We start from the raw sequence: 21,908 nt of genomic DNA, 5'->3' as shown, positions 1-21,908 counted from the left end.
TGCCGACGTCTCCAATCGGGTGATGCGGACCATCCAGGGGATGGTGCCGGACCTGGAGGTGTACTCGATCGACGAATGCTGGGCGGACCTCACTGGCATGCCTGGCGACCTGGAGGAGCTCGGCCGGGAGATCCAGGCGCGTGTGCACCGCTGGGTGGGCATCCCGGTCGGCGTCGGGATCTCGACCACCAAGACGCTGGCGAAGCTGGCTCAGTGGGCGGGCAAGACCTGGCGCGCTACCGGCGGGGTGGTGGATCTCACCGACGCGCTCAGGCAGGGGCGCCTGCTGCCGCTGGCGCTGGTGGGTGACGTGTGGGGCGTGGGCCGAAAGCTGACCACCCGCCTGCAGGGGCTCGGCATCACCACGGCCCAGGACTTGGCCCGGGCGGACCTGCGAGTGCTGCGCAAGGAGTTCTCCCGCGTCCTGGAGCGCACGGCGCGGGAGCTGCGCGGCGAACAGTGGATGCGCCTGCACGAGGCGCCGCCGCTGAAGAAGGAGATCATCAGCTCGCGGATGTTCGGCCATCGAGTGTACCGCCTGGAGGCGCTGCGCGAGGCGATGGCCACCTACGTGACCCGGGCAGCCGAGAAGCTGCGCGAGCAGGGGTCGCTGTGCTCCACGCTGCTGGTAAGCGTTCAGACAGGCCAGCACGAACCCGAGGAGCGCCGCTACTACCGAAGCCTGGGCATCCAGCTCGCGCATCCGACCGACGATACCCGACTCCTGGTGCAGGCCGCGCTGGCCGGACTGGATCCGATCTATCGCGAGGGCTACGCCTATTCGAAGTGCGCCGTGGTGCTGGGCAGCATCGTGCAGACGGACGAGTTCACGCCAGACCTCTTCGCCCCGGCCGGGCAGGGACGGCCCAGCGAGCTGATGCAGGTGGTGGACCGGATCAATGCCCGATACGGCAGGGCAGCGCTGCACGTGGGCCGGATGCCTACCGATCCGGGCTGGCAGATGCGGCGAGAGCTGTTGTCGCGGGGGTATACGACCCGGTGGGGAGAGTTGCCGCGGGCAGGTTGAGCCAACCTATTTCGGTCCAGATATGGTTTCCCATCGTCTTTTTTCAGCCCATGCGAAAAATAGGGTGCTCCCAGGGGTTGCGTTCTGAAAAAGCCTGTCAGGGTGGATCAGCAACCCCATCATTCAGAGGAGTAGTCGATGGTGCGAAGAAGAGGTTGGTTGTGGTTGACACGCAGTGAACAGCAGACAGTGAGGCGGATCCGGACGCTGGAGAAAAAGGATCAGGATAGGTTGCATCTCCTCATCGATGCGATGTGTAGGACGTCCCTGACAGAACGTTGAGCTCAGCCCGGTGCGAAATCACCGGGCTTTTTTTGGGTTTACGTTTGATCCGAAGGTCTCTGAGCCAGAGGTGCCTCAGCGCACAGAAGGAGCTGGTCCAAGAGGAAAATCTAAAATTTAGCCTTGCGCTCACCTTTCGAGTGTGATTGGTGTTGACTTTTTCGTGGATGTGATATAGATTGTATATCACTGGTCGGACGCGGCCAGTTCCGGAAATTGAAATCGCTAGATAACTACCAAACATGATTCGACTTTTGTCGAAATTCGAAGATGGAAAGACGGAAAGTACTTGGAGATGACTATGTCCCTCAACGCCGAGAAGCAAACTGAAAGCTTCCTCTTACGTTTACGCAAGAAGGACACGCCGACAGCTGTTAGTAGCTCTACTGTCGAATTGCTAATGGAACAGACCGGCATGAGTAAAACCGAAGTCGCTCATCTTGCACTTCGGCAGATGGCAGACCGCTATTTGCCAAAGTATGAGTTGGACGATGGTCCACTAACCGACGCTCAAATTGCAGCCATTCGGGTTGCAAGTCCCGCTACGCATACTGCGGAGGAGCGCTTTACTAAGAGGTTGTTCTAAAAATGGCTAAACCTTTCTACCCCCTGCCTGCGCCAGGCGATATCGTTTGGTGTAAATTTCCGAGTCACGCGAACCTCGGAGAACCAGGCCCTAAAAGCCGGCCAGCATTGGTCGTGAGAGTCTCTGATCTGGATCATGAGGTCGTAATTGCCTACGGTACCAGTCAGAAGACCCAAACCCTTTATCCTGGTGAGTTTTCTCTATCGCCAAGCGATGGTGATGCCTACCAGATGAGTGGTTTGGGTGCTGAAACAAAGTTTGATGTTGGTAGAACGGTTCAATTGCCATTCGATACGGATTGGTTTGGTGAGCACAAAAGCGTGCATGCATCATCGCCACTTCCCAAGATGGGAACCATCCATCCCAGCTATATGCCTGCGATACTAAAGGCGCTGAAAGCGCTAAAGAAAACCTAACGTTGTAGGTGTTCCCTGGGAAACCGGCTATATGGCCGGTTTTTTTATTTTTTAATTTTCTTCCATTCCCTTTCGACCGCCCGCTTCGCCGTCGCCTTCGTGGCGTACAGGTGCCTGAGCCGCCGTGGCTTGCTCTGGTCGCCCTCAGTGAGGGTGTGCTCCTTGCCGGTCTTCGGGTCGCGGTAGTAGGCAATGATCCCGGTGTAGTCGCCCGGGATCTCATCGACCAGGTCGGCGACCAGGTCTTCCGGCAGCTTGGCTTCCAGCTCGAGGCGCGTGGTGTAGCCGCCGTCCGCCGTGAGGCTGTGCTGCACGTTCCCCCCGTACCAGATGATGGCGTCGATCTCGGCCTTCACGCCCTGCAGGGTGTAGGTGAGTTCGGGCATGAGCTCAGGGCGGCCCAGGGCGAGCTGGTAGGTGAGGGTGGCGGTACCGCGCTGCAGGCGGTTCCACTCGGCCCGGGCGGCGCGCAGCGCGGAGAGCTGGTCGGTGTAGGTGTGGCGCAGGTCCTTCACGTTCTCGCCGCCGCCGGCTATGGCCTCCTTCTTCTTCGCACTGTTGACGTCGTAGTAGAAGGCGCGCACGGCGTCGTAGCTCTCGCGATCGGCCTGCAGATAGCTGTGCTGGTCGCCGTCCTTGCGGGTGAGGGTGACGTGGCCCAGGTCGGCGCCGCTGACGGCCTTGCCGCCGCCGGCCGGGAGGAACAGCAGCCGGCCCGCTTTCACGGTGGCCACCGCGTCATAGTCCTCGCCCAGACGGGTCAGCAGGTTCGCGTCCGATTCGCCGGTCTGGTCCAGCTGCAGGATCTGCTGCGCCTCGAGGTCGGGCGCGATGAGCGGGGTGAGCCCCTGTCGCGCGGCCAGGACGCGCAGCACGGCGCCCAGGGTGGTGGCGCTGTAGCTCTGGTCCCGTTTGGTCTTGAGGCCCTTGCGCAGGTCGGCGCTACGGGCGCGGATGCTGAGCACGTCGGGGGCGCCGCTGTGCTCGGTCTCGTCGACGATGTAGCTGCCCTTGTCGATCAGGCCGGTGGTGGACCAGCCCAGCCAGAGGCGGATCTTGGCGCCCCGGGGCGGGATGGCCAGCAGGCCGTCGTGGTCGGACAGCACCAGGCTCAGCTGGTCGGCCTCGAGGCCGCGGTTGTCCGTCAGATCCAGGCTGATTAGCCGCGGCGCGATGAGGGCACTGATGTCCTTGCCGTCGACCAGGATCTGGTAGCGCGCCTGGGCATAGGTAGCGCCCTGCACCAGGTCACGGCCGAGGGTGCGTAGCTGGCCGGTGGCGGTGTCAAGCAGCTCCTGGATCACAGCAGCTTCCTCAGCAGGGTACCCATGCCGGCCATGCCGGCGCCGAGCAGCTCGCGGCCGGTGTCGTCGTCGACGCGCTTGAGGGCGATGCTGAACTCGATGCGGCGCGGGGTGCCGTCCGAGAAGAACAGCGTCTTGGTCTCGGTGATGCTCTCGATGACCCAGAGCCCGTAGATCCGCCCGCTGCCCTCGATCAGTGGCCAGGCGCCGCCGGTACCGGCCATGTAGCGCAGTACGTCCAGGCTGCTGGGCGTGCCGGCAAGCTCCGGGGCGAGCCAGCCGGGCATGGTGATGCTGTCGTCGCCCTTGCCGAGGAACTGGCGCGCCGGCGCGGCGCCCACGCGGGAGCTGGTGGCGTGGCGGTAGTCGGTCTGCCGCTGCAGCTCCTGGTAGGCGAGGGTGTAGAGGCTGAAGATGAAATTGCCGAGGGCCATCATCATGGTGATCAGGTCCTGTCCTTGAGGCTGCTGCGGCCGCGGGCGGCCTTCTGGCTCTCGATGCGGGCCAGGGCGGCCTGGACCTCGCGGGCGATCGCCTGGGCGTCCGTACCGGCACCCGCGTTGATGGTGATGTGGTAGACGTCGCCGCCTGCCGGCGCAGCAGGCGCGGCGGCGGACATCGCGGGTCGGTCGTCGAAGGTGATGCCGTTGGCCAGCGCCGGAGTTGCGGCAGTACCGATGCCCAGGGCGACCGCGCCGGCACTGGCGATACGCTTGGCGGTGTCGGCGATCTGGGCCAACGGACTGCCTTCACCCTTACCCAGGCCGATGGCCAGGCCCTGCATGGTGAACTCACCCAGGGAGGCGAAGACGCGGGACGGCGAGTGGATGTCCAGCTTCTCCTTGAAGAAGTTGATCGCGCTCTCGCCGGCGCCCATCACCGCGTTCTTCACCGCGCCCAGGCCGCTGGTGATGCCGTTGACCAGGCCCTGCATCATCATGCCGCCGAGCTCGGTGAATTTGGCCGGGAGCTCGAAGCCGAAGTAGTTCATCACCGCGGCGAAGGCCCGGTAGAAGAGGCCGATCGGCGAGAAGTCCAGGATCAGCTTGGCGATCCCGGTAATACCACCACTGGCCCCCAGCTTCATCTCCTCCCAGATCCCTTTGAACCACGGCGCAATGGTGCTCCAGTTGGCGTAGAGCAGGGTGCCTGCGGTGACCAGGCCGAAGATGACGGCGGCGATGGGGTTGGCCATCACGGCGGCACCGAGCAGCCGGAAGCCGGTGGCCACTAGGGGCAGCGTGCCCTTGCCGAGGTTGAATAGCAGGCCGATCAGACTCGGCAGGCGGATACCGACCTGGGCGAGCATGAAGCGCAGCGCCAGGAAGGGACCCAGCACGCCGGCCAGCCCCAGGGCAACCGTGCCGAAGGCGATCGATACGGCTGACAGCACCGCGGCTACCTTGACCAGGTTGCCGGCGAGAGTGGGATTGGCCTCGGCCCAGGCGCCCGTGGCGGAGGCAGCATCGGTCAGCCAGGTGATGATTTCCTTGAGCTGGGGCGCGACTGACGCCCCGAACTGAGCTTGAGCGTTGGTGAAGCTGCCTGTCGCGGCATCCCAGAGGTTGGTCACGGTCTTGAGCTGCTCGTTGACGCGCATCTGCAGGTCCGCCTGGGCCTTCATCTTGCCCTGGACTTCCTGGTAGCCGGCCAGGCCCTTGGACATCATGGTATTGAGCGCGGTGAGGGTCTCGGAGTCGTCGCCGAAGATCTGTTTCAACACGCCCAGGCGGGTCTCGGTGTTGAGCCCCTTGAGCTTGTCCAACTGGGCGTAGAGCTTCTCCATGCCGCCGAATTCGCCCTTGCCGTCGGTGAAGTCCAGCTTGATGCCCTTGTCCTTGAGGCCCTTGTTGGCCTTGCCGACCTTGTCCGTATCCATGCCCATCTGGAAGATCTTGCGCAGGGCATTGCCGGCGGCGCCGCCTTCCATGCCGGTCTGGTCAAGCTGGATCAGCAAGGGGGAAAGCGCGTTGGCCGCCTCGAGGCCCTCCTTCTTGATGATGTCCAGCGCCGGGCTGATCTTGCTGAAGCCCTCGAGCATGTTGTTGGAGTCGACGCCCAGGTAGAAGCCGCGCTGGATGGTGTCCATCAGGCCCATGAGATCCTTCTCGCTGGTGCGGGTGGCGTCCTGCATCTTGGCGGCGAACTCTGCGGCCTCGGTGACCGGCATCTTAAGCTGGACGCCCAGGTAGGCAGCAGCCTCGCCCATGCCGCCGAGGATGGTCTTGGCCGACATCCCCTGGCGCACCAGCATGGTCATCATTTCCTGGAATTCGGCGGTGGTACCGGGCAGACGATCGCCCAGGCGCGTTGCCAGGTCGGAGATCTCCTTGAATTCCTTGGGCGCGGTGCCGTCGCTCAGCATCAGCGAAGCGCGCAGCTGGGTGGCGGCGTCCTCGGCCGGGGCAAAGGCTTTGATCATGCCCAGCACCGGGCCGCCGATCGCGGCGCCGGTTGCGGCCGAGCTGGCGCCGGCCATGGCGGCGTTGCCAGCGAGCTCCTGGCCGCGCTTGAGCTTGTTGCGGGCGCTTGCCAGCTTCTCCTGGGTGCGATTGAGGCGCTCGAGCTTGCCGCGCTGGGTATCGATAGCGGCATTGGCGCTGGTGAGCTGCGCCTGCAGCCGCGCCTGGGCGCCGCCGAGGTCGCGGGTATCGACGCCGCTGGCGCGCATGATTGGCAGCAGGCGCTGCAGCTCGGTGCGCTGGGCGGTGTGCTTGGCCTGGAGCTTGTCGACGGCTGCGGCCGCGTTGGCGAAGGTCTTCTGGAAGGCGGCGGACGGGGCGTCCATGGCCTTGAGCTGCTCGCGGTAGGACCGCAGCTTCTCCTGGCCCTTGGCCAGGGCCTCGGCGCTCTGGCGCACGGCCTCGCGCTGGCGCTGGTAGGCGCTGATGTCTTGCTGCTGCTGGTTGAGCTCTTTGACCCGGTCCCGGGCAGCCTTGAGCGCCCGGGCGGTCGCGTTGCCGCCCCCGGCGATGCGTTTGAGCGGGGCCGTGACCTTGTCCAGGGCGGACAGGAGGACGCGGATCTGCAGGTCATTGGCCATCGGGGGAGACTCGCTTGCGGGCGCGTTCGCGCCAGTCCATCAGTTCGGAAACGCTCAGCTGGTCGAGCTGAGCGGGGTGCCAGTGGAAGGTGATGGCGAGGTCTGCCATCGCATCCTCTACGTGGCGGGGAAGAGATCCGCCTTCATGGACTTCTTGAGCAAAAAAACTGGCGACGACACTCCCTGCGTCGACCAGGTCGGCGGGATCCATGGCGCGGACCTCGGCCTCGGTAAGAGTCGGGGTGCTGATGCGCGGGATCACGCGGACGATGGCGTTGACGTCCATCTGCAGCAGGTCGGAGAGAGTGATGCCGCGCAGTGCGCCGGCGTTGGGCTTGCGCAGAGTGATCTGGTCGATGGTGGTGGCACCGCGGACGATGGGCTGGTCCAGGACGATGACGTTCTCGGGGGTGGTATCGCTCATGGTGGTACTCCAGGTAATAGGCTTGGGAGATCAGGTGGCCCGCCTGAGCGGGCTGGAAAAGGGGAGGGATCAGATGCCGAGCGAGGCGCGCTGCTTGGCCAGGCGGTCTTCGCCGCCCACGATCTCGATGAAGTTGAGGAGGTCGATCTCGATCACGGTCTCGCCGTCCACGATCAGCTTGTAGTAGCTGCCGGCGGTGGTGATCTTGTGCTCGGTGTCCTCGCCGGCGCTGGCTTCACCCATCTCGATAGATTCGTGGCGGCCGCGGACGACGATCTCGACAGCGGTCTCTTCGCCGGTGTCGTCCTGCTGGTAGCTGCCGGTGAAGCGCAGGGGCACGGCTGCGGCGCCCACGGCGCCGAATTGCTTGAGGACGGTGAGGTCGAGGCCGCCGAGGCTCCATTCCAGCTGGATACCGTCGTCGGACATACCCAGGTCAGCCTTGACCGGGCCGTTCATGCCGGCGCCGCGGAAGGCTTCCATCTTGCGGCCGAGGGTCGGCAGGGTGACGGACTTGGCGACGCCCAGGTAGGAGTGGCCGTCGTTGAAAAGCATCATGTTCTTGAGTTTGCGGGGCATGGCCATGGGGGCAGCTCTCCAGAGGGCGCCCTAGGGGCGCCGGGTGATCAGGATCAGGCGTTTACGCGGGTCGCGAAGTCGGCCAGGTAGCGGTCGGTGATGCGCTGGCGCAGGGTCATGTCTTCCAGCGGCGGGACGGGGGTGTAGTCGTAGTCGAGCCACAACTTGCCGGCCTTGAGGGTGCTGGCGTCGTTGGCGTCGGCGTCGTACCAGCACTCGCCGCCCAGCAGGTAGCCCTGGCGGGTGAGCTCGCGGAATTTGGCGTTGATGCCCTCGACGATGTCGCGCACCAGGCTCGGGTGCATCGGGCGGTCCACCGCCCAGAAATGCGCCTCGGCCATGGTGTCGGCCAGCACCTGGGCGGTGCGGGTGTAGTTCTCGAAGGTGAAGAGCGCGTCGTCGCTGCAGGTGCGCGAGCCCCAGAAGCGGTAGCCCTCATGGTTGATCAGCGTGGTGATCTGGTTGCCGTTGAGGTAGTCGCTGTCGGTGGCGGTGTTCTGCAGGTCCCAGAAGACATCCTTGGACACGCCGGTGACGCCGGCCACGGCGACGTTGGAGAGGGTCTTGTGCCAGCCGGTCTCCTGGTCGATCTGGGCGCGCAGGCCCAGCGCGCGGGCGGTGGCGGCCGCGGTGACGGTCTTGTTGTCGGTGGTGGACCAGGCCAGGAAGTCCGGCCAGTGGAGCATCAGCTCGCGGGCGGTGAACTGGGTGCGGTAGGCGACGGCCTCTTCCTTGGTCGCGCAGCCGTTGCAGTTGGCGTAGACGAAGGCGCGCAGCTGCTTGGCGATCGGCAGCAGGGCGGTGGTCACGGCCTGGGTGTCGAGCCCGGGAATGCCCAGGATGCGCGGCGTCACGCCGAGTTTGGCCTTGGACGCGAGCAGGGCCTTCATGCCGGTGTATCGGCCGGCGACGACGCCACCGATCAGGTTGGACTGCAGCTCGGCCGCGCTGGCGCCGTCCGCAACTCGGACCACAACCACGACGGGCTTGGACTGGTCGGCGATCGCCTGCAGAGAGGGGGCCAGGGTGCCCTTAGTACCGGCCTTGCCGACAGCGGCCTGGACGTTGGTCAGCAGGACGGGCGTGTCGAGCGGGAAGGTGGTGGCATCGGCATCGCTACCGGTGCAAACCATGCCGATGACGGCCGTGGAAACGGTGGAAATGGAGCGGGTGCCCTGATTGATCTCGAGGACACGCACGCCGTGATGGAAGTCAGCCATGGAGGGTAAGCCTGCGCAGGTGGGTATGTGACGCTGCACAGGCTGAGGGATCCGCGCGCGCGGGTCGCGGGGCGGGAGTTGTAGCGGGCGCCGCTACAAAATCAGGCGGCGGTAATGAGGCTGGCCACGTCCGGGTTGGCGGCGAGGAAGGCCTTGAGCTTGTCGACCGGATCCTCAGCGTCGAAGGCTTTAGGGCGATTGACCAGACGCCAGGCGGTGCCATCCCAGCGCGGCCACTGGTTGTCCTCCCAGGTGGCTGGCGGCGGCGTTTCCACGCAGCGCGCCGGCAGGTGGTAGACGCCAGGCTCGAGCGGCGACTCATCGGCGGAGGTCTGCCCCTGGTAGAAGCCGGCCTGGTCGGTTTGATAGACGATCTTGTCCATGGGACACCTCAGTACTTGATGATGGCCAGCAGCGCGATGTTGCGCGGGCGCGCCTCGCTGCCGCCGCTCGGGTCGATGGTGACGACGTGGGTGTGGTCGCCGTTGGTGCTGGTGTTGTAGCTACTCGTGCGGTCGGTAAAGTTGTTGCCGCCGGACAGGCCACTGCTGCTGGTTTCGTAGGTGTCGGTGTCCGAATAGACGTGCGAGTGCGCGCCGGCCTGGGAGGTCTTGCCGGTGTGGACGTGCTCCTGGTTCTGGCCCAGCTGGCCGGTACCCAGGCCACGGCCCTTGTCGATCCCGCGGCCGTCGTCCAGGCAGCGGATGAATTCGCCGCGCAGGTCAGGCAGGTTGAAGGTGGTGAAGCCATCACCCGCGCCGTGATAGGTGCCCAGGGCGGCGAAAAGCTCGGCATAGGCGGTACGCGAGATCGCTGCACCGTTGGCCTTGAACCAGCCGGCCGGGGCGGTGGTACCGGCGAAGTAGCCGACCGTGCCGGCCGGTACCCGCGTGATCATCGCGTCCACCTCGCCCTTGCTATAGAGCTCCATGTTGGCTCGGGCCTTGGCCTTGTCCGGCACGTCGGCCAGGTTCTGGGTCTTCATCAGCGGATCGAAGAAGGTGCCGAGCGGGTCGTTCTGAGCCAGCACGATCTTGGTGCCGGTGGCGTAGCTGCTGGTGAGCTTGAGCGCGGTGCTACTGATCGCGGTCCATTCCTCGCTAGCGCGCAGCCGGTTACCGGCGACGTAGACCGCCAGGCCCACGGTGGTGGTCTTGGCCAGGTTGACCACGGTCTGGTTGGCGGCCAGCGTCTGGGTCTCCTCGATCGAGCGCACCACCACATTGGCCTGCGTGGGATCGGTCCAGGCATAGGCGCCATCGGCATTGCCAGTCTTGGCCAGCACTTGGTTCGTGGTGCCGCCTGGGATGATCAAGGCCTTGGCGAAGGTGTTGAGCACCCAGGTGTGGCTGGCTACCGCCAGGTTCGGGTCCACCTGCAGGTTGATCACCGAGGCGTTCGAGGCCAGGAATTGCACGCGCAGCACGGCATCCGAATAGGCGCCCTCGCCGGGGAGCGGTTTGTAGGTGTCCGGCAGGTTGCCGACCACGAACAGGCTGCCCTGGTCGTCAAAGAGGCCGACCTCGCGCAGGGTGAAGCCGCCGGTAGCCGCCGGGATCACGATCTCGGCGATGAAGCCGCGCGGCTCGTCCGGATCCTGGTAGACGCGGTTGATGGTGGTGCGATAACGCTCGCGCACCAGTTGGGTCATGCCCTCGGCAGGAGTGACGGGGTTGCCGTTGCCATCGCCCACGGCCGCCTGGATCAGGTTGATAGCGACGCCGGCAGCCTCGGCCTGGGCCAGGCGCTTGAGCCCGTAGGCGGTGTGTATCGTGTGGAAGTCCATGATCAGCCCTTGCTGCCGGTGTGGTAGTGACTGGCCCCGCCAAGGCGTGGCCCGATCCAGAAAATGAATGCCCGCCAGCGCGCTTCACCCTCAGCCCGGCAGGCGCGGTACAGCACCGCGTCCGCTGCGGCGCGGGGCAGTTGGCCGGTGCGGTAGAGGAAGTCGTGGACGAAGGCGGCCAGCACGGCGTAGCCAGCCAGAGCGGCATAGATGCCGGTGGCGGCGAGGCTGGTCCACAGCAGCGGATTCGCGGCCGCCTGCAGGGGCAGCAGCAGGGCGCAAAGCGCGCCGGCCACCCAGGCAAGTACGCCAAGGATCAGGGCCCAGCGCGCGACCTCGCGTAGAAAGCGGATCGATGCCAGGTCGCTGCGCTCGCCCACGGGAACGACGATTCGGCCATAGACCGGGTCGACGAACACAAGCGGCTCGACCAGCTCCCAGGTCCAGCGGTCCACCTGGCGCATGGCTGGGCGGCTCTCGAAGTGACCCTTGCTCATACCGGCCACCACTTGTCGGCGGCGAAGTCCTGGGGAATGGGTGCCATCGCCTTGAGGTCGCTCCCAGCCTGCACCAGCGCGCTTTTGCGGGCCGTGGCAGCCTGGCCAAGCGCTAGCGCGGTCTGGGCATCCATCGGCACGCGGCTGTTGTCGGCGGCGATCCAGAAGAAGTCCTTGGCCGCGTCTGCCCAGCGCAGCTCACCCACCTTGGCGCCGTTCATGATGGCCGCGAGCGCGTTGTTCATGGCGCCCAGGATGTTCTCCCGGTCGCCTGCCTCGCGGGTCTGGTAGTGCTTGCCCTGGAACTCGAAGCCCAGTTCCACGCGGCGGTCCCGCTCGGTGTCGACCTGGTCAGTAGTGACCACCGGCAGCGGTTGCTCTGGCGCATTGTCGGCGGCGCTCCAGCCCTGACCATTCCAGACGGCCACCTGGCCAGCTTTGAGCTTAGGCGGTGCGGTCGGCGTGCTGCGCCCGGGGATGCCCGCCATAGGGTCGGCCTGGATGGATCCAGCCAGGACGCCATCGGCGCCCCATTGATAGAGGGTGATGGTGTCCATGGTTATTTGGCCTTGACGAAGTTTGCGAAGGGGGCGGGCTGGGCGGCGGACTTAGGGACGCGAAAAGTCGTCTTGATGTCGTAGGGCGGGGCAGCCCGCATAAATCCATAGGTGCCCCAGGACTGGATGACCCACACGCCTTTGCCGTCCGTGCAAGGCTCGCCAGGGTAGGAAAGCGAGAACGAAATGGTCGCGGGCGTGTAACTTACGTTTCCGCTCGCGTCGACAGACACGCCAGTAAACCGAGCGTGACCTCCGGCATTAGGGTTCGTGACGATGACGACCCCAGAGTCATCCGCGGCGATATACAGGGTCGGGTCTCCCTGGTATTGCTGGATATAGCTGTGATACTTCGGCGAAACGCCCTCTTTGCTGAAACCGACGTAGTAGTAATATCGGTTTGTCGACCCGCCATCGCCCTGGGTTTGCTGAAATGCGGTGATAAAACAGCCGCTTGCATAGGTCATGGCATAGGCGCCGGAGCTATTAGGAGTCGCGGCCCAGGTGTCGCTATTGTCAGTCGAGCGCGCCTGTCCGCTGCCGGCTCCGACCAGCCAGATTCCGGTGCCGTTGGTGGCTATCACGCTCGCCGCCATGGGGAGCGCGACCTTTTGCCAAGTGAGGCCGTTGTCCTTCGATCTGGCTCCCCAGGCGTTGCCGGTGAGCGCGAACCATGTGCCCTTCTTATCCGTGGCAATACGCCCGCCAGAACCCGTCACGCCGGTCTCTATGATGCTCCAGGTCAGTCCGTTATCTGCCGACCGAATTACTCGGGAGCCGTTGGTCGTCACGACCCATACGCCTTTGCCGTCGGTCGCGATAGCGACCATTATTCCCGTCGGAGACGCGACGCTAGTAAACGTCAATCCTAGGTCCGTGCTCCGGCGGAAAGACGGGACGTTGTTCGCATCAACGTCCCCAACAATCAAAACGCCGTCTTTACCAAATGCGCTAAAGGGCGCCGGGCGGGTGCTTGGGGTGGCGCTCGACGTGACGAAACTGTTTGTCGTGTCTGTTCCCAGCAGCCCGAGCTTTGCAAAGAGGGCTGGGTAGCTCGCCTGCAAATAGTCGGCGCCGTCGGGAATCCAGTTCGCATCGGGCGCGCCGCGGGTAGTGGTCAGAACGTCGCCAATGCCCGGTTTCCAATAGGCGCCGATCAGACCTTCCGCCCAGCCCTTCGACGCCGCGTGAAGCGGGTCTGTCGGCTCGCCTGCCAACTTGAGCGGGCCGGTCATGGTGCCGCCGCCCTTGGCGAGCTTGGCGGTGTCCAGGTCGGTGATGGCCTTCGCGTTGTCGGCGATCCCCTTCGCCTGGGTGGTCAGGGCCGCATCGACCGTGACGGCTCCGAATCCAATCAGCTTCGCGCCGCCGGTACCCTTGAGAGTCTCAGCCGTAGCGCTGGCCGCTGCGATCGCAGCTGCAAGGCGGGAGACCACGCTGGGCAGCGTCTCCACCTTCTTGCCGTCGACGGTGATGTAGTAGCCCGCGGCGTTGCCGTTGGCGAAGTCGGCGATGCGCGCCTCATTCCCCCGGAAGCGGGTGATTACCTCGGGTAGGGTCAAATCAGCCATTTTTCAGTTCCAGCGCCTGGATCAGGTCCACGTTGGTGAGTTGGTGCAGCCCGGACTCAGCCAGGACGAAACCAGGCTCCAGGGCGGCGTATTGGGTATCGGAGGGGCGGACGGTCAGCTCGAAGCCGGCCGCGGTGACGGCGCCGCGATAGGTACGGGTCTTGGTCGCGACGCGCAGCTCGATGGTGTCCAGGTGCGAGCGCAGGTTCTTGGCCGCCTCGACGACGGGCATAAAGCGCAGCGCGCTGCTGTTGGGCACGCCGATCTGGTCGACGTCGATCAGCAGGCGGAAGGTGCCGGGCTTGCCGGGTGGATCCTGCTGGTACCACTCCTGAACGCGGATCGGGAAACCCAGGGCGGCCAGCGCGTCCTTGATGGCGCCGAAGGTGCCCTTGGTGCGGTGGACCTGGATGCTCGCGCGGATGGTCTGGCGCTTCTGGTTCTCGCTCCATTGAGGATCCCAGGCGTCGACGGATAGGGCCCAGGCGAGCCAGGGCAACTGCTCGGCCGGGGCGGTGTTCGAGTCCCAGACCGACCGGGTGGGCACCGGCACGTCGCTAATGGCGCTGCCGGTTTCAGCCAGGCGCCGCTCTAGGTCCGTGCTGTTGGGTGGCAGCAGCTCAGACATTGGTAGCACCCGCCACGGTCAGGGTGACGCCGGTCAGGTTGCTGGCTTCGCCGTTGCCCAGCACCAGGCTGGCGGCGGGCTTGGTGAGCTTGACCGCCTGGACGCCGGACTGGTGCAGGGCCTTGTACAGGCCGGACAGGGCGACGTCATAGCCGATCTTTTTCACGCTGGCGGCGTAGTCCTCGACCGCCTTGTAGGCGGCCGCGACCACGACGTCGGAATCCGGGCCGTCGTAGAGAGTGAGCTCGGCGTTGACCTGGTAGTCCACGATGTTGGCCGACAGCACGGTCACCTTGTCGGTGAGCGGCCGGACCTTCTCGGCGTTGAGCGCGGCGGTGACCTTGGCCAGCAGCTCGGGGGAGGCCAGGCCGGTGCCCAGGCGCGACAGCACGTAGATGGTCACCTGGGTCGGCGCTGGGCTGATGGCCTGGACGTCGCGGACGTTGCCATCGGCGGACAGGCCGTGGAAGACGTAGCTGCCTTGGCTGCCGGCGGTCGTGTAGCCCTCGGGTGACAGCTGGATCCGCGCGCGGAAGTCGTCGTCGGATTCGTAGACGGCGGCGGTGGGCGGCAGGGCGTTGGGGTTAGCGGCCTTGAGCAGCAGGCGGGTCACGCTGAAGTTCGCGCCGAGCTGGTCCAGGTCGGTGCCCACGGCGAAGGCCAGCATCACGCCGCGGGTGGCGTCGTTGACCCGCTGGCGCAGCACCAGCTCCCGGTAGGCGTTCTCCTGGAGCAGCTTGTTGACTGGGTCCGACTCCAGGGCCAAGCGCTCGCGAATGGCGGCGCGCTCGGCCGCAGGGTAGAGGCTGATGAGGCGCTCCTTGCGGGCGGTGAGCAGGGTCTCGAAGTCCAGGGTCTCGACGATGGTCGGGGCCGGCAGCTGGCTGAGGTCGATAGGGCTGAAGGTGTCGACCATTACAGGCCTCCCAGGGTGAGCGGTGCGCGCAGGCTGACGGCGGCGTCGTTGACGGTGCTGTAGCCCTCGAGGTCAACGAAGGCCTGGCCCGGGGCGTCGCCCAGGCTGATGCCGATGTAGGTCAGGTTGAGGCGTGGCTCCCAGCGCAGCAGGGCGGTCACGGCAGTGGCCTTGGCCTGGAGGGCGAGGGCGGGGTTAAGCGGCTGGTCGAGCAGGCTGAACAGGTCGCAGCCGTACTCGCGGCGCATAGTCCGGGTGCCGATCGGCGTGGTGAGAATGTCCGCCACGGATTGCTGCAGGTGCTCGAGCTCGGTGACGGTCAGTCCAGAGGTTCGGTTCATGCCGTGGGCGCTCCGGTCTTGCCGCTGCCGGTCTGCACGCCGCCATGGGGGTGCTTGACCAGGCTGATGCCGGCGGCGACCACGTCCTCGCTGACGGTCACCTTGCCGGTGACGTTCTGGTTGCCGGTCTGGGTGTAGTCGCCCTGGTGGTTGATCGGGCCGATGATGTTGATGCCGCCGGGGCTGGTCAGGTCGGTGACGCCACCCTCCGGCAGGATGGCGCGTAGGCGATGGGCCACGCTGTCGTACTCGACAACGGCGCCGTCCGGGTAGGTGCGGCGGTGCAGGCCGGCGCGATCGCCGTTGGCAGGAATGAGCGCGCTGAACAGGCCGGTAATGGCGATGCCCTGGGCGGTCTGGCCGCTTGGGCTGAGGACCAGGACCTGCTCGCCCACGGTAGGCGGATTCCAGTCGCGAGTGGTGCCGGCACGTAGGGCGGTCCAGGGCAGCCAGCCGGTCAGCAGGTCACCACTTTGAACCCGAACCCGGGCAGGGCGCTTGTCTGGGAGACTGCCATGGTCGACCTCGGCAACGGTGCCGAGGCGGATCAGGTTCTCGATGAGGCGGGAAAGGGCGGCGATGTTGGTCATGCCGCGAATTCTGCGACTGCTAATTTGTAAATGATGCTGTGCTAATTTGTAGGTGCAGCTCCTACAAAAAAGAATCTTCAGTTTTTGATTGGGAAGTTTTTGATATGACCGATAAAAAAATGGTTACGGAAAACGCTAATAGTAAGCCGTCGTTTCTTGAGCGAGGCCAGCTAGTCGCAGTGTTAGGTGCAGTCGGTACATTTTTTTTGTACATAAGCGCTCGATCCTATCATGATGGATACTTGGATGAGCTAGGGCTTTCTTCTTCGATGTTTCCGCTGTCCGCAAGTGATGTGACTATGTATGCTGTTATTGCCATGTTTAGATTGCTGAACGTGGCTTTAGATTTTGTATTTGGCTTGAGTTTGAAAAAGCTGTCCTATCTATTAATAGTTTTCGTCTCCTTGGTTTTCCTGTTGGGATCACTTGGCGAGTTAGCAAATTATATCGATCGCAAAAAACCTAAGGCGCCTCAGGTTCTAGTTCGAGCTCTAGATATTTTATTGCGTCCTCGCGTTGCTCATTGGACAAAGCCGGCCTTTGGTATTTTTATCGTCGCATATGGCGGCTTCACCGCTATCTTGATTAGTATGCTACTTATAGTGTTTTGTGTATATCCTTTCGTCAGTCTTGGTCAGATGACGGCGCGCGAAGAGCTAGCCAAAGAGTTTCAGGGAAGTCCAAGAGCTAGGCTTAAAAGTCCGGAAGGAGAAGATCGCTTTTATACGTTGATTCAGTGTTCGGAAAGATTTTGCGCATTTTACAATAATAAGGAAGTTATCACATATGCTATTTCCGATGTTAAATGGGCGATCTCTGTGGTTAAAGCAAAAGCAGAATAGGCTTGCTGTTTAAATTTAATAGCTAGTTAACTTTTAAATTATCTAGTAGTGAGTTGCGCAACCGCTGCAGATCTTGATCAGACAGGCCAAGTAACTCGCGGCGAGCGTAGCGGATCTCGCGGGCTCCGCGCTCGGCGCGGTCTTTCAGGCCGTACTGGTGGACGCGAGCAATGCGGGAGACGCGGCCGGCGAAGCCGATCACCGCCTGTTGCGGTGACCCCTTGGCCTTGAGGTAGCGGGCCATCTTGAGCTTCTCGAACATACGCCGCTTGATGTGGCCCTTCTTGCCACGCAGATCCCGCGGCTTACGCGCCTCGAATGGCGAGCCGTCCGGATCCACTTGTGCGCGGATGCGCTGCTGCTGGCTACGGCGCAGCTGCTGGGCGGCCTTGCGGGCCAGCTGCGCCCGGCCGTGGCTGTCGAGCTGCACCAATAGCGGCGCCAGCCAAGTTTCAAGCGACTCGATTTGATCCATGAACAACCCACCTGATTGCCGTAGAGTTTTTACTGTGCGTTGGACTGGATAAAGTGACAAAACTTCTCTGACAGTATTTTGTCGCTTGACCATTCATGACGAGGAGGTACGGGCAAATGGTTGAATCTTCTTATTCGACCTGCTATTGCATTCAACTCAGCTATGTTTTCAAGTGGGAAATCTTCGCTAAATACAAATGCTTCAATTGAATTGTGACTATATTGAACGGCTCTAAAAGAGGCCCTTTTTGGTAATAGTTGTATTTTTTTGTTTGCCTCTTCGATGTCTAAAAGTAATGACATGAACTCGTCGTCCCAATAGTACTTCGCACTACTTATAGCGTTGGCTTTTTTGTTTATATTTTCTATGTCGACCAGTAAGGGAATGAGGTTTGGGTTATCAATATACGTTTGAAGGGAGTTGTAAGTATTATCCGGATATACTAGCGTATATAATTTTCTTGGGTCTATAATTAGGCAGTTACAAAATTCACTTTTTAGATACTCGTTCAGATATTCTATGAAGTCGTCTCTGTGTTTTATAAAATTAGAAAAGTTGTTATTTGATAGTGCAATTTTGATTTGCTCGTTAGTTTCCATAGATCGGTGGTATGCTGCAACCATTCCGGCTAGAGGAAAGGCAAGCGCTAAAATTGCAATTGGTACCTTCATCAGTTTGATGAAGTTATCAAAGCATTCGGCTTTAAGGCAAAGATCTTTGGGCGCTTCTGCGTTAAGAATTATAAATCCTATTATTATCGAAATGGTCGCGGGAATAGCAATCGATAAAATAAAATCGATACGTTGGTGCAGAGGCTTTAAACTTTCCTTTCCTGTCATGATTTAGCTCCTAATTGAAGTCTCCTGAATGTTAACGGATAACGGCTATGAGTAGCATTGTCGCGTTACCGTCATCCCCTAGCGCTCAACAACGGCTGCGGCCCGGCTGCGGTGTCTCCAGGGCCAGGGCGTCGCCAGCGGATCCGGACGGCCACTCGGCCAGCAGCTCGCCATCGGCGAAGACCTGCCAGGTGCCTGGCTCCTGGTACTCGGTGTATTTCGATTCTGGAACGTGGCTCAGCTGATAGGTGCCGTCTGGCTGGCTCTTGACGACCACGCGCTCGGTGAGGGGCAGGGTGATGGCTAGATCCACCTTGGAGTTGTCCAGGATGTCGGCCTCGAAGCCGATGCCCTGGGCGGATTTGTTCAGGTTGACCAGGAGCTCAGACTGGTTCGTCCGGACCCAGGCCAGCAGGGGCAGCATCACGGCGTCCGGGTGGCCGGCGAAGTCGGTCAGGATGATCTGCAGCTCGTAGCCGTACTCCCAGGACAGGCTGGCCGCCGCGGTGCAGCGCAGCTTGCCCTTGTCGATGAAGACCAGCAGCCGGTCAGGGCTGTGGCGCAGCTCTGGTACGGCGGCGAGCAGGTGAGCGCGCAGGCTTTCGGGCTTGTTCATGGCCGGGCCTGCTGGGCGTCATAGACCATATCGACCTGGGCGGCGCAGTCGGCCCAGGCAGCTTCCAAGGCTTCGCTGTCGTCCAGGAGCTCGCCGTTATTGCGCGGGGCGGTCGACGGCAGCTGGCAGCGCGTTACCACTGGACAGCCACTCACGGTAAGCCGTGGCTCCGGTGAGGACGGGCCGCTGGCGCAGCCGGCGAGCAGCAGCAGGCAGAGGCTGGCCAGCCCAAGCCTTGAGGTCGGCGTTTTCATCTTCGAGCTCCTGGATCCGGCGCTTGCGGACATCGATCTCGCGGCGCAGGTCTGTCTGGATGGTCTGCAGCTGGGCCTGGGCGGCCCGCTGCTGGGTGAGAGTTGCGGTAAGGTGGTCGCGCTCGCCGGTCAGCTGGGTGACCTGGTACTCAGCGGCCTCGCGCTTCTGGTTGGCCTGGTCTATGCGCAGACCCTGCGCATAGAGGGTCAGGCACAGCACTGCGATCGCGAGGGCGAGGGTGAGCGCGAAGAGCGCCTTCTCCTTCCAGCTGATCATTGGCGGTACCAGCCAGCGCGGTTTATCGCCGCCTGGTCCAAGTGCTCGAGCTCGCCGATCACCACGACAGCCCGCACGCCAGGCTTTGCGGTCTGGATGGCTTCGCAGAGGCGCTCGGCTTCTTCAAAGGACGCGCCGGCCGGCAGGATGAAGACCTCCCCATCCTGCGGATCCAGGCGCTGCACGTCGGTGACGGGTGTCATGCGGCGTCCTTAGCCGGGGCGGCGGCGCTGTAGCGGGCGAAGGCGCGCTCGAGCTTCACGTCGTAGAGGTTGCGGGCGTAGGCAGGGCCGTTGTAGCCGCGGGCGAAGTCGGCCCACTTGCCCGCCTTCAATGCCTTGAGCAACGCGGGCTCCGCCTTGACGAAGCGGACGAAGGCGTCGAGCTGCTCGGCCTCGCTGGCCTGCATGCGGGTGACGAAGTCCTGGACGCTTGCATATCCCAGGTCCTGCCAGTGATAGCCCATGACCTGGAACAGCCCCCAGCTGCACGACTCCAGCGCGTAGGCCTCGTCGATCTGCCGGGCCGAGGTCAGGCGCTGCCACTCAGCTGCGCCGCCGGCGTAGCCGCCAGACTTCGGATTGATCAGGTTCGGATTGAGCGCAGCCAGGCGATCGGCCTCGGCCTGGCCGTGGGCCTTGACCATGCGCTGGTAGAAGACGTGGCGCTCGAACAGGATCACCACCCGACCGTTGTCCAGGAAGCCTTCGCCCTTGGACTCGACCTCATTGACCGCCTGAACGGCCGCGACGGGGACGCCCAGGGTCTTGGCGGCGAGCTCGAGGTCGGCGTAGCCCAGGTGGAGCGGGTCGAGCTTGCCCAGCAGGGCGGCGAAGGTCTTCGGGCCGGCGATGCCATCGGCCACCAGGCCGACAGAGCGCTGGAAGGCTTCGACGGCCTGCTCGGTGCCTTCGTCGTAGTCGCCGTCCAGGTCGACGGTGAAGCCGGCCGCGGCCAGGGCTTTCTGCAGGTCGCGCACGGCCAGGCCGTGAGCGCCGATGAGCAGGATCTTGGGCTGGTTCATTGCGTTTCTACCTTACGTTCGACGAAGCGTTTGGCCGCGGCGCGAGTGCCCTCGACGCCCAGCAGTCCGATGATTCCGCCCCAGAAGGGGCCGGTGCTGGCAGGGATGCCCAGCAGGGAGAGGCCGTGGCTTGCGGCCAGGGCCAGGGCGCCGCAGAGCGGGGCCTCGAGCAGCACGCGACGCAGGGTGCCGCCGCTGTAGGCGATCCGGAGGCCCGCGATGACGCAGGCGACCAGGCCGGCATAGAGCGCGGGCCAGTTGTGTTCGAGCCAGGCGGCGAGCCAGGCCCAGGTGTCGGGACGGTCGGGCATGATGTTTCTCATCTAGTCCCAGAGGCTGACCGGCTGCTGCGCGGCGATGCCGGCAGTGGCCTGGGCGGGGGCGTCTGGCAGGGTGATAGGGGTGCCGATCGGCAGGATGGGACCCAGCTCGGCCAGGCCCGGGTTGGCTTCGAGCGCGGCCTCGGTGACGTCCTGGGTGCGCCCGTAGTGCCGCAGGCAGATCCGGTCCAGGGTGTCGCCTTGCTGGGCGCGCACGACGGTGGCCATCAGATGAGCTCCACAGTGGTCCGGGTCAGGCCCAGGAAGTCGCGGATGGCCCAGCGCTGATCGCGTCGGTAGTCGTCGATGGTGGGGGTCTCCGCCTCAGCGTCCTTGTCGCCCTTGGCGGTGCTGTCGTAGCTGCGGTACCGCTCGGCGACCTCGGCCGCGGTGGCGGCATCGATCGCGCGCAGGTACAGGTGGGCACGCTCGCTGACGCCGTCGACCAGCAGCCCAGGCACGGCGGCCAGTGTGGCGTAGCCGCTGGTGGCCTGGGCGAAGCGGTAGCCGGTGAGCTCGCGGTTGACGGCGATGGCTGCGGCGATCACGGCGGCCTTGAGCTTTTCAGTGCCGACGCTGCTGTCGATCCGCAGCCGCGCGCGGACCTGGTCCAGCTCGATCGCCGGCCAGAAAGGGTCGGACACCACCTGACCGCTGGCGACGGTACCGCCTGCAACGAATCCGCTCATGGTGCTGCTCTCGAATGAGTCGCCGGTGGTCGGGGCTTCACGGTCCCAGGCTAGGCCTGGCCGATCCGCCCCGAGCCGGCGGGGTTGCGGGGGACCGCTCGGTTAGCCGCCAGGGGCGGCATGTTTCTTGGCCAGGCGCTCGGCCCGTTCCAGGTCTTTCTTGCCGCCGCAGCGGTCATGCAGGCTGATGGCGCGCTGCAGAGCAGCGATGCCGCGAGCCAGCTGGCCCTCGGCGCCCGGCCGCTCTTCATCGATGCCCTCGAGCTCGGCCCGGCCGATGGCCAGATAGAGCTTCGCGCGCGCCTCGTCGGGCATATCCTGCTCGACGGTGAGCGCATCGGTGTAGAACAGGAGGTCCGGCTCGAACGGCTGGCCGGCTTTCTGGGCGTTGAGAGCAGCGGTGGCCACTTCTTCCGCGATCAGGCAGCCGGTCGTCCGGGCGAAGCGATCCGGCATCACCAGGCCGTGCTTGAGCACGTAGGCGGCGATGTGGAGCGCGCCCCAGAAGTCGCCGGCATCGATGCGCCAGATCATGACCGTGACCAGTACTTCGTCCTGGGCGCCATTGCCGCCCTCGAGCACGCCGCTGACGTAGTCGGCATAGGCGCCGAGCAGCTGGCGCTTGAGTTCGGCCTTGGCCTGGGTGGATTGCACCTGCTTGAGTCGCAGCCGGTCCTGCAGCAGTTGGGCCAGCTGCTGCTCGTACACGGTGCGGCCCGCCATGCTGTCGGCCGGCCCAGCGGCCGCGGCGGCGAGTGCCGCTGCAGCTGCCAGGAAGTGCCGTTTCGCGGGAGAGGAGGCCATG

The 21,908-nt window shown here is 63.9% G+C and carries 29 protein-coding genes and 2 pseudogenes; 4 read left to right on the top strand and 27 right to left on the bottom strand.

Going from position 1 to position 21,908, the window contains the following annotated elements; all coding sequences use genetic code 11:
• From C722_RS0109410 to C722_RS25720, 3 genes are all read left to right on the top strand, one after another.
• Positions 1 to 1,027 (top strand): DUF4113 domain-containing protein (locus C722_RS0109410; RefSeq protein WP_017640276.1); only part of this gene is annotated, 1,027 nt, incomplete at its 5' end.
• Between the two features lie 583 nt (positions 1,028 to 1,610).
• Positions 1,611 to 1,895: a hypothetical protein gene (locus C722_RS0109405; protein ID WP_017640275.1), complete on the top strand. Its 285-nt coding sequence runs from the start codon at positions 1,611 to 1,613 to the stop codon at positions 1,893 to 1,895.
• A gap of 2 nt (positions 1,896 to 1,897) precedes the next feature.
• Positions 1,898 to 2,311: a type II toxin-antitoxin system PemK/MazF family toxin gene (locus C722_RS25720; protein ID WP_081594580.1), complete on the top strand. Its 414-nt coding sequence runs from the start codon at positions 1,898 to 1,900 to the stop codon at positions 2,309 to 2,311.
• 44 nt (positions 2,312 to 2,355) lie between these two features.
• Here the strand turns inward: C722_RS25720 and C722_RS0109400 are convergent, their stop codons facing one another.
• The 16 genes and pseudogenes from C722_RS0109400 to C722_RS0109330 all read right to left on the bottom strand — a co-directional run bounded on the left by C722_RS0109400 (position 2,356) and on the right by C722_RS0109330 (position 15,767).
• Complete coding sequence (locus C722_RS0109400; RefSeq protein ID WP_017640274.1) at positions 2,356 to 3,615, bottom strand: phage late control D family protein; 1,260 nt, start codon at positions 3,613 to 3,615, stop codon at positions 2,356 to 2,358.
• Positions 3,612 to 4,055: a phage tail protein gene (locus C722_RS0109395; RefSeq protein ID WP_017640273.1), complete on the bottom strand. Its 444-nt coding sequence runs from the start codon at positions 4,053 to 4,055 to the stop codon at positions 3,612 to 3,614. Before C722_RS0109395 ends, C722_RS0109400 begins: the two co-directional genes overlap by 4 nt.
• A 5-nt stretch (positions 4,056 to 4,060) precedes the next feature.
• Entirely contained in the window at positions 4,061 to 6,658 is a 2,598-nt protein-coding gene (locus tag C722_RS0109390; protein WP_017640272.1) for a phage tail tape measure protein, read from the bottom strand.
• On the bottom strand, positions 6,648 to 6,767 hold the full coding sequence (locus C722_RS26720) for a GpE family phage tail protein (RefSeq protein ID WP_017640277.1): 120 nt from the start codon (positions 6,765 to 6,767) through the stop codon (positions 6,648 to 6,650). The genes C722_RS0109390 and C722_RS26720 overlap by 11 nt, the downstream gene beginning before the upstream one ends.
• 111 nt (positions 6,768 to 6,878) lie before the next feature.
• A pseudogene (locus C722_RS26715) lies at positions 6,879 to 7,082 on the bottom strand (phage tail assembly protein); the annotation flags it as partial.
• 69 nt (positions 7,083 to 7,151) lie between these two features.
• Entirely contained in the window at positions 7,152 to 7,667 is a 516-nt protein-coding gene (locus C722_RS0109380; protein WP_017640271.1) for a phage major tail tube protein, read from the bottom strand.
• Between the two features lie 47 nt (positions 7,668 to 7,714).
• Positions 7,715 to 8,881, bottom strand: coding sequence for a phage tail sheath protein (locus tag C722_RS0109375; protein WP_017640270.1), 1,167 nt, complete (start codon positions 8,879 to 8,881; stop codon positions 7,715 to 7,717).
• Between the two features lie 101 nt (positions 8,882 to 8,982).
• The gene (locus tag C722_RS0109370; protein WP_017640269.1) at positions 8,983 to 9,264 is read right to left on the bottom strand and encodes a hypothetical protein; all 282 of its coding nucleotides are present in this window, start codon (positions 9,262 to 9,264) and stop codon (positions 8,983 to 8,985) included.
• An 8-nt stretch (positions 9,265 to 9,272) separates the two neighbouring features.
• Positions 9,273 to 10,667, bottom strand: coding sequence for a phage tail protein (locus C722_RS0109365; protein ID WP_017640268.1), 1,395 nt, complete (start codon positions 10,665 to 10,667; stop codon positions 9,273 to 9,275).
• A 2-nt stretch (positions 10,668 to 10,669) separates the two neighbouring features.
• Positions 10,670 to 11,164: a DUF1353 domain-containing protein gene (locus C722_RS25435; protein ID WP_017640267.1), complete on the bottom strand. Its 495-nt coding sequence runs from the start codon at positions 11,162 to 11,164 to the stop codon at positions 10,670 to 10,672.
• The gene (locus C722_RS0109355) at positions 11,161 to 11,721 is read right to left on the bottom strand and encodes a DUF4376 domain-containing protein (protein ID WP_017640266.1); all 561 of its coding nucleotides are present in this window, start codon (positions 11,719 to 11,721) and stop codon (positions 11,161 to 11,163) included. Before C722_RS0109355 ends, C722_RS25435 begins: the two co-directional genes overlap by 4 nt.
• A gap of 2 nt (positions 11,722 to 11,723) precedes the next feature.
• Entirely contained in the window at positions 11,724 to 13,292 is a 1,569-nt protein-coding gene (locus C722_RS0109350; RefSeq protein WP_017640265.1) for a sialidase family protein, read from the bottom strand.
• Complete coding sequence (locus tag C722_RS0109345; protein WP_017640264.1) at positions 13,285 to 13,920, bottom strand: phage tail protein I; 636 nt, start codon at positions 13,918 to 13,920, stop codon at positions 13,285 to 13,287. Before C722_RS0109345 ends, C722_RS0109350 begins: the two co-directional genes overlap by 8 nt.
• Positions 13,913 to 14,836 carry a baseplate J/gp47 family protein gene (locus C722_RS0109340; RefSeq protein ID WP_017640263.1) on the bottom strand — a complete coding sequence of 308 codons (924 nt, stop codon included), beginning with the start codon at positions 14,834 to 14,836 and terminating at the stop codon, positions 13,913 to 13,915. Before C722_RS0109340 ends, C722_RS0109345 begins: the two co-directional genes overlap by 8 nt.
• Positions 14,836 to 15,177, bottom strand: a complete 342-nt coding sequence (locus tag C722_RS0109335; RefSeq protein ID WP_017640262.1) for a GPW/gp25 family protein — start codon at positions 15,175 to 15,177, stop codon at positions 14,836 to 14,838. The genes C722_RS0109340 and C722_RS0109335 overlap by 1 nt, the downstream gene beginning before the upstream one ends.
• Entirely contained in the window at positions 15,174 to 15,767 is a 594-nt protein-coding gene (locus C722_RS0109330) for a phage baseplate assembly protein V (protein WP_017640261.1), read from the bottom strand. Before C722_RS0109330 ends, C722_RS0109335 begins: the two co-directional genes overlap by 4 nt.
• Positions 15,768 to 15,871: 104 nt before the next feature.
• On the opposite strand from C722_RS0109330, the gene C722_RS26175 reads away from it, so the two are divergent.
• Positions 15,872 to 16,609: a hypothetical protein gene (locus tag C722_RS26175; RefSeq protein ID WP_157225822.1), complete on the top strand. Its 738-nt coding sequence runs from the start codon at positions 15,872 to 15,874 to the stop codon at positions 16,607 to 16,609.
• A gap of 22 nt (positions 16,610 to 16,631) precedes the next feature.
• On the opposite strand, the gene C722_RS0109325 is transcribed toward C722_RS26175, so the two are convergent.
• The 11 genes and pseudogenes from C722_RS0109325 to gpM form a co-directional block, all read right to left on the bottom strand.
• Positions 16,632 to 17,084 (bottom strand): phage virion morphogenesis protein, encoded by a 453-nt coding sequence (locus tag C722_RS0109325; protein WP_017640260.1) that lies wholly within the window; start codon positions 17,082 to 17,084, stop codon positions 16,632 to 16,634.
• Between the two features lie 29 nt (positions 17,085 to 17,113).
• Positions 17,114 to 17,923: a hypothetical protein gene (locus tag C722_RS26170; protein ID WP_157225821.1), complete on the bottom strand. Its 810-nt coding sequence runs from the start codon at positions 17,921 to 17,923 to the stop codon at positions 17,114 to 17,116.
• Positions 17,924 to 18,008: 85 nt separating this feature from the next.
• Entirely contained in the window at positions 18,009 to 18,539 is a 531-nt protein-coding gene (locus tag C722_RS0109320; protein WP_017640259.1) for a phage tail protein, read from the bottom strand.
• Complete coding sequence (gene lysC, locus C722_RS26550) at positions 18,536 to 18,793, bottom strand: Rz1-like lysis system protein LysC (protein WP_017640258.1); 258 nt, start codon at positions 18,791 to 18,793, stop codon at positions 18,536 to 18,538. Before lysC ends, C722_RS0109320 begins: the two co-directional genes overlap by 4 nt.
• Positions 18,717 to 19,070, bottom strand: a pseudogene (locus tag C722_RS26710) (LysB family phage lysis regulatory protein); the annotation flags it as partial. The gene lysC and the pseudogene C722_RS26710, both read right to left, overlap by 77 nt.
• Positions 19,067 to 19,273: a hypothetical protein gene (locus C722_RS0109310; RefSeq protein WP_017640257.1), complete on the bottom strand. Its 207-nt coding sequence runs from the start codon at positions 19,271 to 19,273 to the stop codon at positions 19,067 to 19,069. The gene C722_RS0109310 and the pseudogene C722_RS26710, both read right to left, overlap by 4 nt.
• Positions 19,270 to 20,094, bottom strand: coding sequence for an N-acetylmuramidase domain-containing protein (locus C722_RS0109305; RefSeq protein WP_017640256.1), 825 nt, complete (start codon positions 20,092 to 20,094; stop codon positions 19,270 to 19,272). Before C722_RS0109305 ends, C722_RS0109310 begins: the two co-directional genes overlap by 4 nt.
• Positions 20,091 to 20,405 (bottom strand): phage holin, lambda family, encoded by a 315-nt coding sequence (locus C722_RS0109300; protein WP_017640255.1) that lies wholly within the window; start codon positions 20,403 to 20,405, stop codon positions 20,091 to 20,093. The genes C722_RS0109305 and C722_RS0109300 overlap by 4 nt, the downstream gene beginning before the upstream one ends.
• A 12-nt stretch (positions 20,406 to 20,417) precedes the next feature.
• Positions 20,418 to 20,642: a tail protein X gene (locus C722_RS0109295; RefSeq protein ID WP_017640254.1), complete on the bottom strand. Its 225-nt coding sequence runs from the start codon at positions 20,640 to 20,642 to the stop codon at positions 20,418 to 20,420.
• Entirely contained in the window at positions 20,642 to 21,103 is a 462-nt protein-coding gene (locus C722_RS0109290; RefSeq protein WP_017640253.1) for a head completion/stabilization protein, read from the bottom strand. The genes C722_RS0109295 and C722_RS0109290 overlap by 1 nt, the downstream gene beginning before the upstream one ends.
• A gap of 102 nt (positions 21,104 to 21,205) precedes the next feature.
• Positions 21,206 to 21,907 carry a phage terminase small subunit gene (gene gpM, locus C722_RS0109285; protein WP_017640252.1) on the bottom strand — a complete coding sequence of 234 codons (702 nt, stop codon included), beginning with the start codon at positions 21,905 to 21,907 and terminating at the stop codon, positions 21,206 to 21,208.
• Position 21,908: the final 1 nt, after the last annotated feature.

This window comes from Pseudomonas sp. 313 (assembly GCF_000316965.1).
In the GTDB taxonomy this organism is placed as follows: Bacteria; Pseudomonadota; Gammaproteobacteria; order Pseudomonadales; family Pseudomonadaceae; genus Chryseomonas; species Chryseomonas benzopyrenica.
This window is presented reverse-complemented; position numbering and strand designations above follow the sequence as displayed.

Excerpts from the sequence above, each read along its gene's own strand:
- C722_RS0109405 (WP_017640275.1), top strand. The coding sequence starts at position 1,611 with ATGTCCCTCAACGCCGAGAAGCAAACTGAAAGCTTCCTCTTACGTTTA.
- C722_RS25720 (WP_081594580.1), top strand. The coding sequence starts at position 1,898 with ATGGCTAAACCTTTCTACCCCCTGCCTGCGCCAGGCGATATCGTTTGG.
- C722_RS0109395 (WP_017640273.1), bottom strand. The coding sequence starts at position 4,055 with ATGATGATGGCCCTCGGCAATTTCATCTTCAGCCTCTACACCCTCGCC.
- C722_RS0109390 (WP_017640272.1), bottom strand. The coding sequence starts at position 6,658 with ATGGCCAATGACCTGCAGATCCGCGTCCTCCTGTCCGCCCTGGACAAG.
- C722_RS26720 (WP_017640277.1), bottom strand. The coding sequence starts at position 6,767 with ATGGCAGACCTCGCCATCACCTTCCACTGGCACCCCGCTCAGCTCGAC.
- C722_RS0109380 (WP_017640271.1), bottom strand. The coding sequence starts at position 7,667 with ATGGCCATGCCCCGCAAACTCAAGAACATGATGCTTTTCAACGACGGC.
- C722_RS0109375 (WP_017640270.1), bottom strand. The coding sequence starts at position 8,881 with ATGGCTGACTTCCATCACGGCGTGCGTGTCCTCGAGATCAATCAGGGC.
- C722_RS0109370 (WP_017640269.1), bottom strand. The coding sequence starts at position 9,264 with ATGGACAAGATCGTCTATCAAACCGACCAGGCCGGCTTCTACCAGGGG.
- C722_RS0109365 (WP_017640268.1), bottom strand. The coding sequence starts at position 10,667 with ATGGACTTCCACACGATACACACCGCCTACGGGCTCAAGCGCCTGGCC.
- C722_RS25435 (WP_017640267.1), bottom strand. The coding sequence starts at position 11,164 with ATGAGCAAGGGTCACTTCGAGAGCCGCCCAGCCATGCGCCAGGTGGAC.
- C722_RS0109355 (WP_017640266.1), bottom strand. The coding sequence starts at position 11,721 with ATGGACACCATCACCCTCTATCAATGGGGCGCCGATGGCGTCCTGGCT.
- C722_RS0109350 (WP_017640265.1), bottom strand. The coding sequence starts at position 13,292 with ATGGCTGATTTGACCCTACCCGAGGTAATCACCCGCTTCCGGGGGAAT.
- C722_RS0109345 (WP_017640264.1), bottom strand. The coding sequence starts at position 13,920 with ATGTCTGAGCTGCTGCCACCCAACAGCACGGACCTAGAGCGGCGCCTG.
- C722_RS0109340 (WP_017640263.1), bottom strand. The coding sequence starts at position 14,836 with ATGGTCGACACCTTCAGCCCTATCGACCTCAGCCAGCTGCCGGCCCCG.
- C722_RS0109335 (WP_017640262.1), bottom strand. The coding sequence starts at position 15,177 with ATGAACCGAACCTCTGGACTGACCGTCACCGAGCTCGAGCACCTGCAG.
- C722_RS0109330 (WP_017640261.1), bottom strand. The coding sequence starts at position 15,767 with ATGACCAACATCGCCGCCCTTTCCCGCCTCATCGAGAACCTGATCCGC.
- C722_RS26175 (WP_157225822.1), top strand. The coding sequence starts at position 15,872 with ATGACCGATAAAAAAATGGTTACGGAAAACGCTAATAGTAAGCCGTCG.
- C722_RS0109325 (WP_017640260.1), bottom strand. The coding sequence starts at position 17,084 with ATGGATCAAATCGAGTCGCTTGAAACTTGGCTGGCGCCGCTATTGGTG.
- C722_RS26170 (WP_157225821.1), bottom strand. The coding sequence starts at position 17,923 with ATGACAGGAAAGGAAAGTTTAAAGCCTCTGCACCAACGTATCGATTTT.
- C722_RS0109320 (WP_017640259.1), bottom strand. The coding sequence starts at position 18,539 with ATGAACAAGCCCGAAAGCCTGCGCGCTCACCTGCTCGCCGCCGTACCA.
- lysC (WP_017640258.1), bottom strand. The coding sequence starts at position 18,793 with ATGAAAACGCCGACCTCAAGGCTTGGGCTGGCCAGCCTCTGCCTGCTG.
- C722_RS0109310 (WP_017640257.1), bottom strand. The coding sequence starts at position 19,273 with ATGACACCCGTCACCGACGTGCAGCGCCTGGATCCGCAGGATGGGGAG.
- C722_RS0109305 (WP_017640256.1), bottom strand. The coding sequence starts at position 20,094 with ATGAACCAGCCCAAGATCCTGCTCATCGGCGCTCACGGCCTGGCCGTG.
- C722_RS0109300 (WP_017640255.1), bottom strand. The coding sequence starts at position 20,405 with ATGCCCGACCGTCCCGACACCTGGGCCTGGCTCGCCGCCTGGCTCGAA.
- C722_RS0109295 (WP_017640254.1), bottom strand. The coding sequence starts at position 20,642 with ATGGCCACCGTCGTGCGCGCCCAGCAAGGCGACACCCTGGACCGGATC.
- C722_RS0109290 (WP_017640253.1), bottom strand. The coding sequence starts at position 21,103 with ATGAGCGGATTCGTTGCAGGCGGTACCGTCGCCAGCGGTCAGGTGGTG.
- gpM (WP_017640252.1), bottom strand. The coding sequence starts at position 21,907 with ATGGCCTCCTCTCCCGCGAAACGGCACTTCCTGGCAGCTGCAGCGGCA.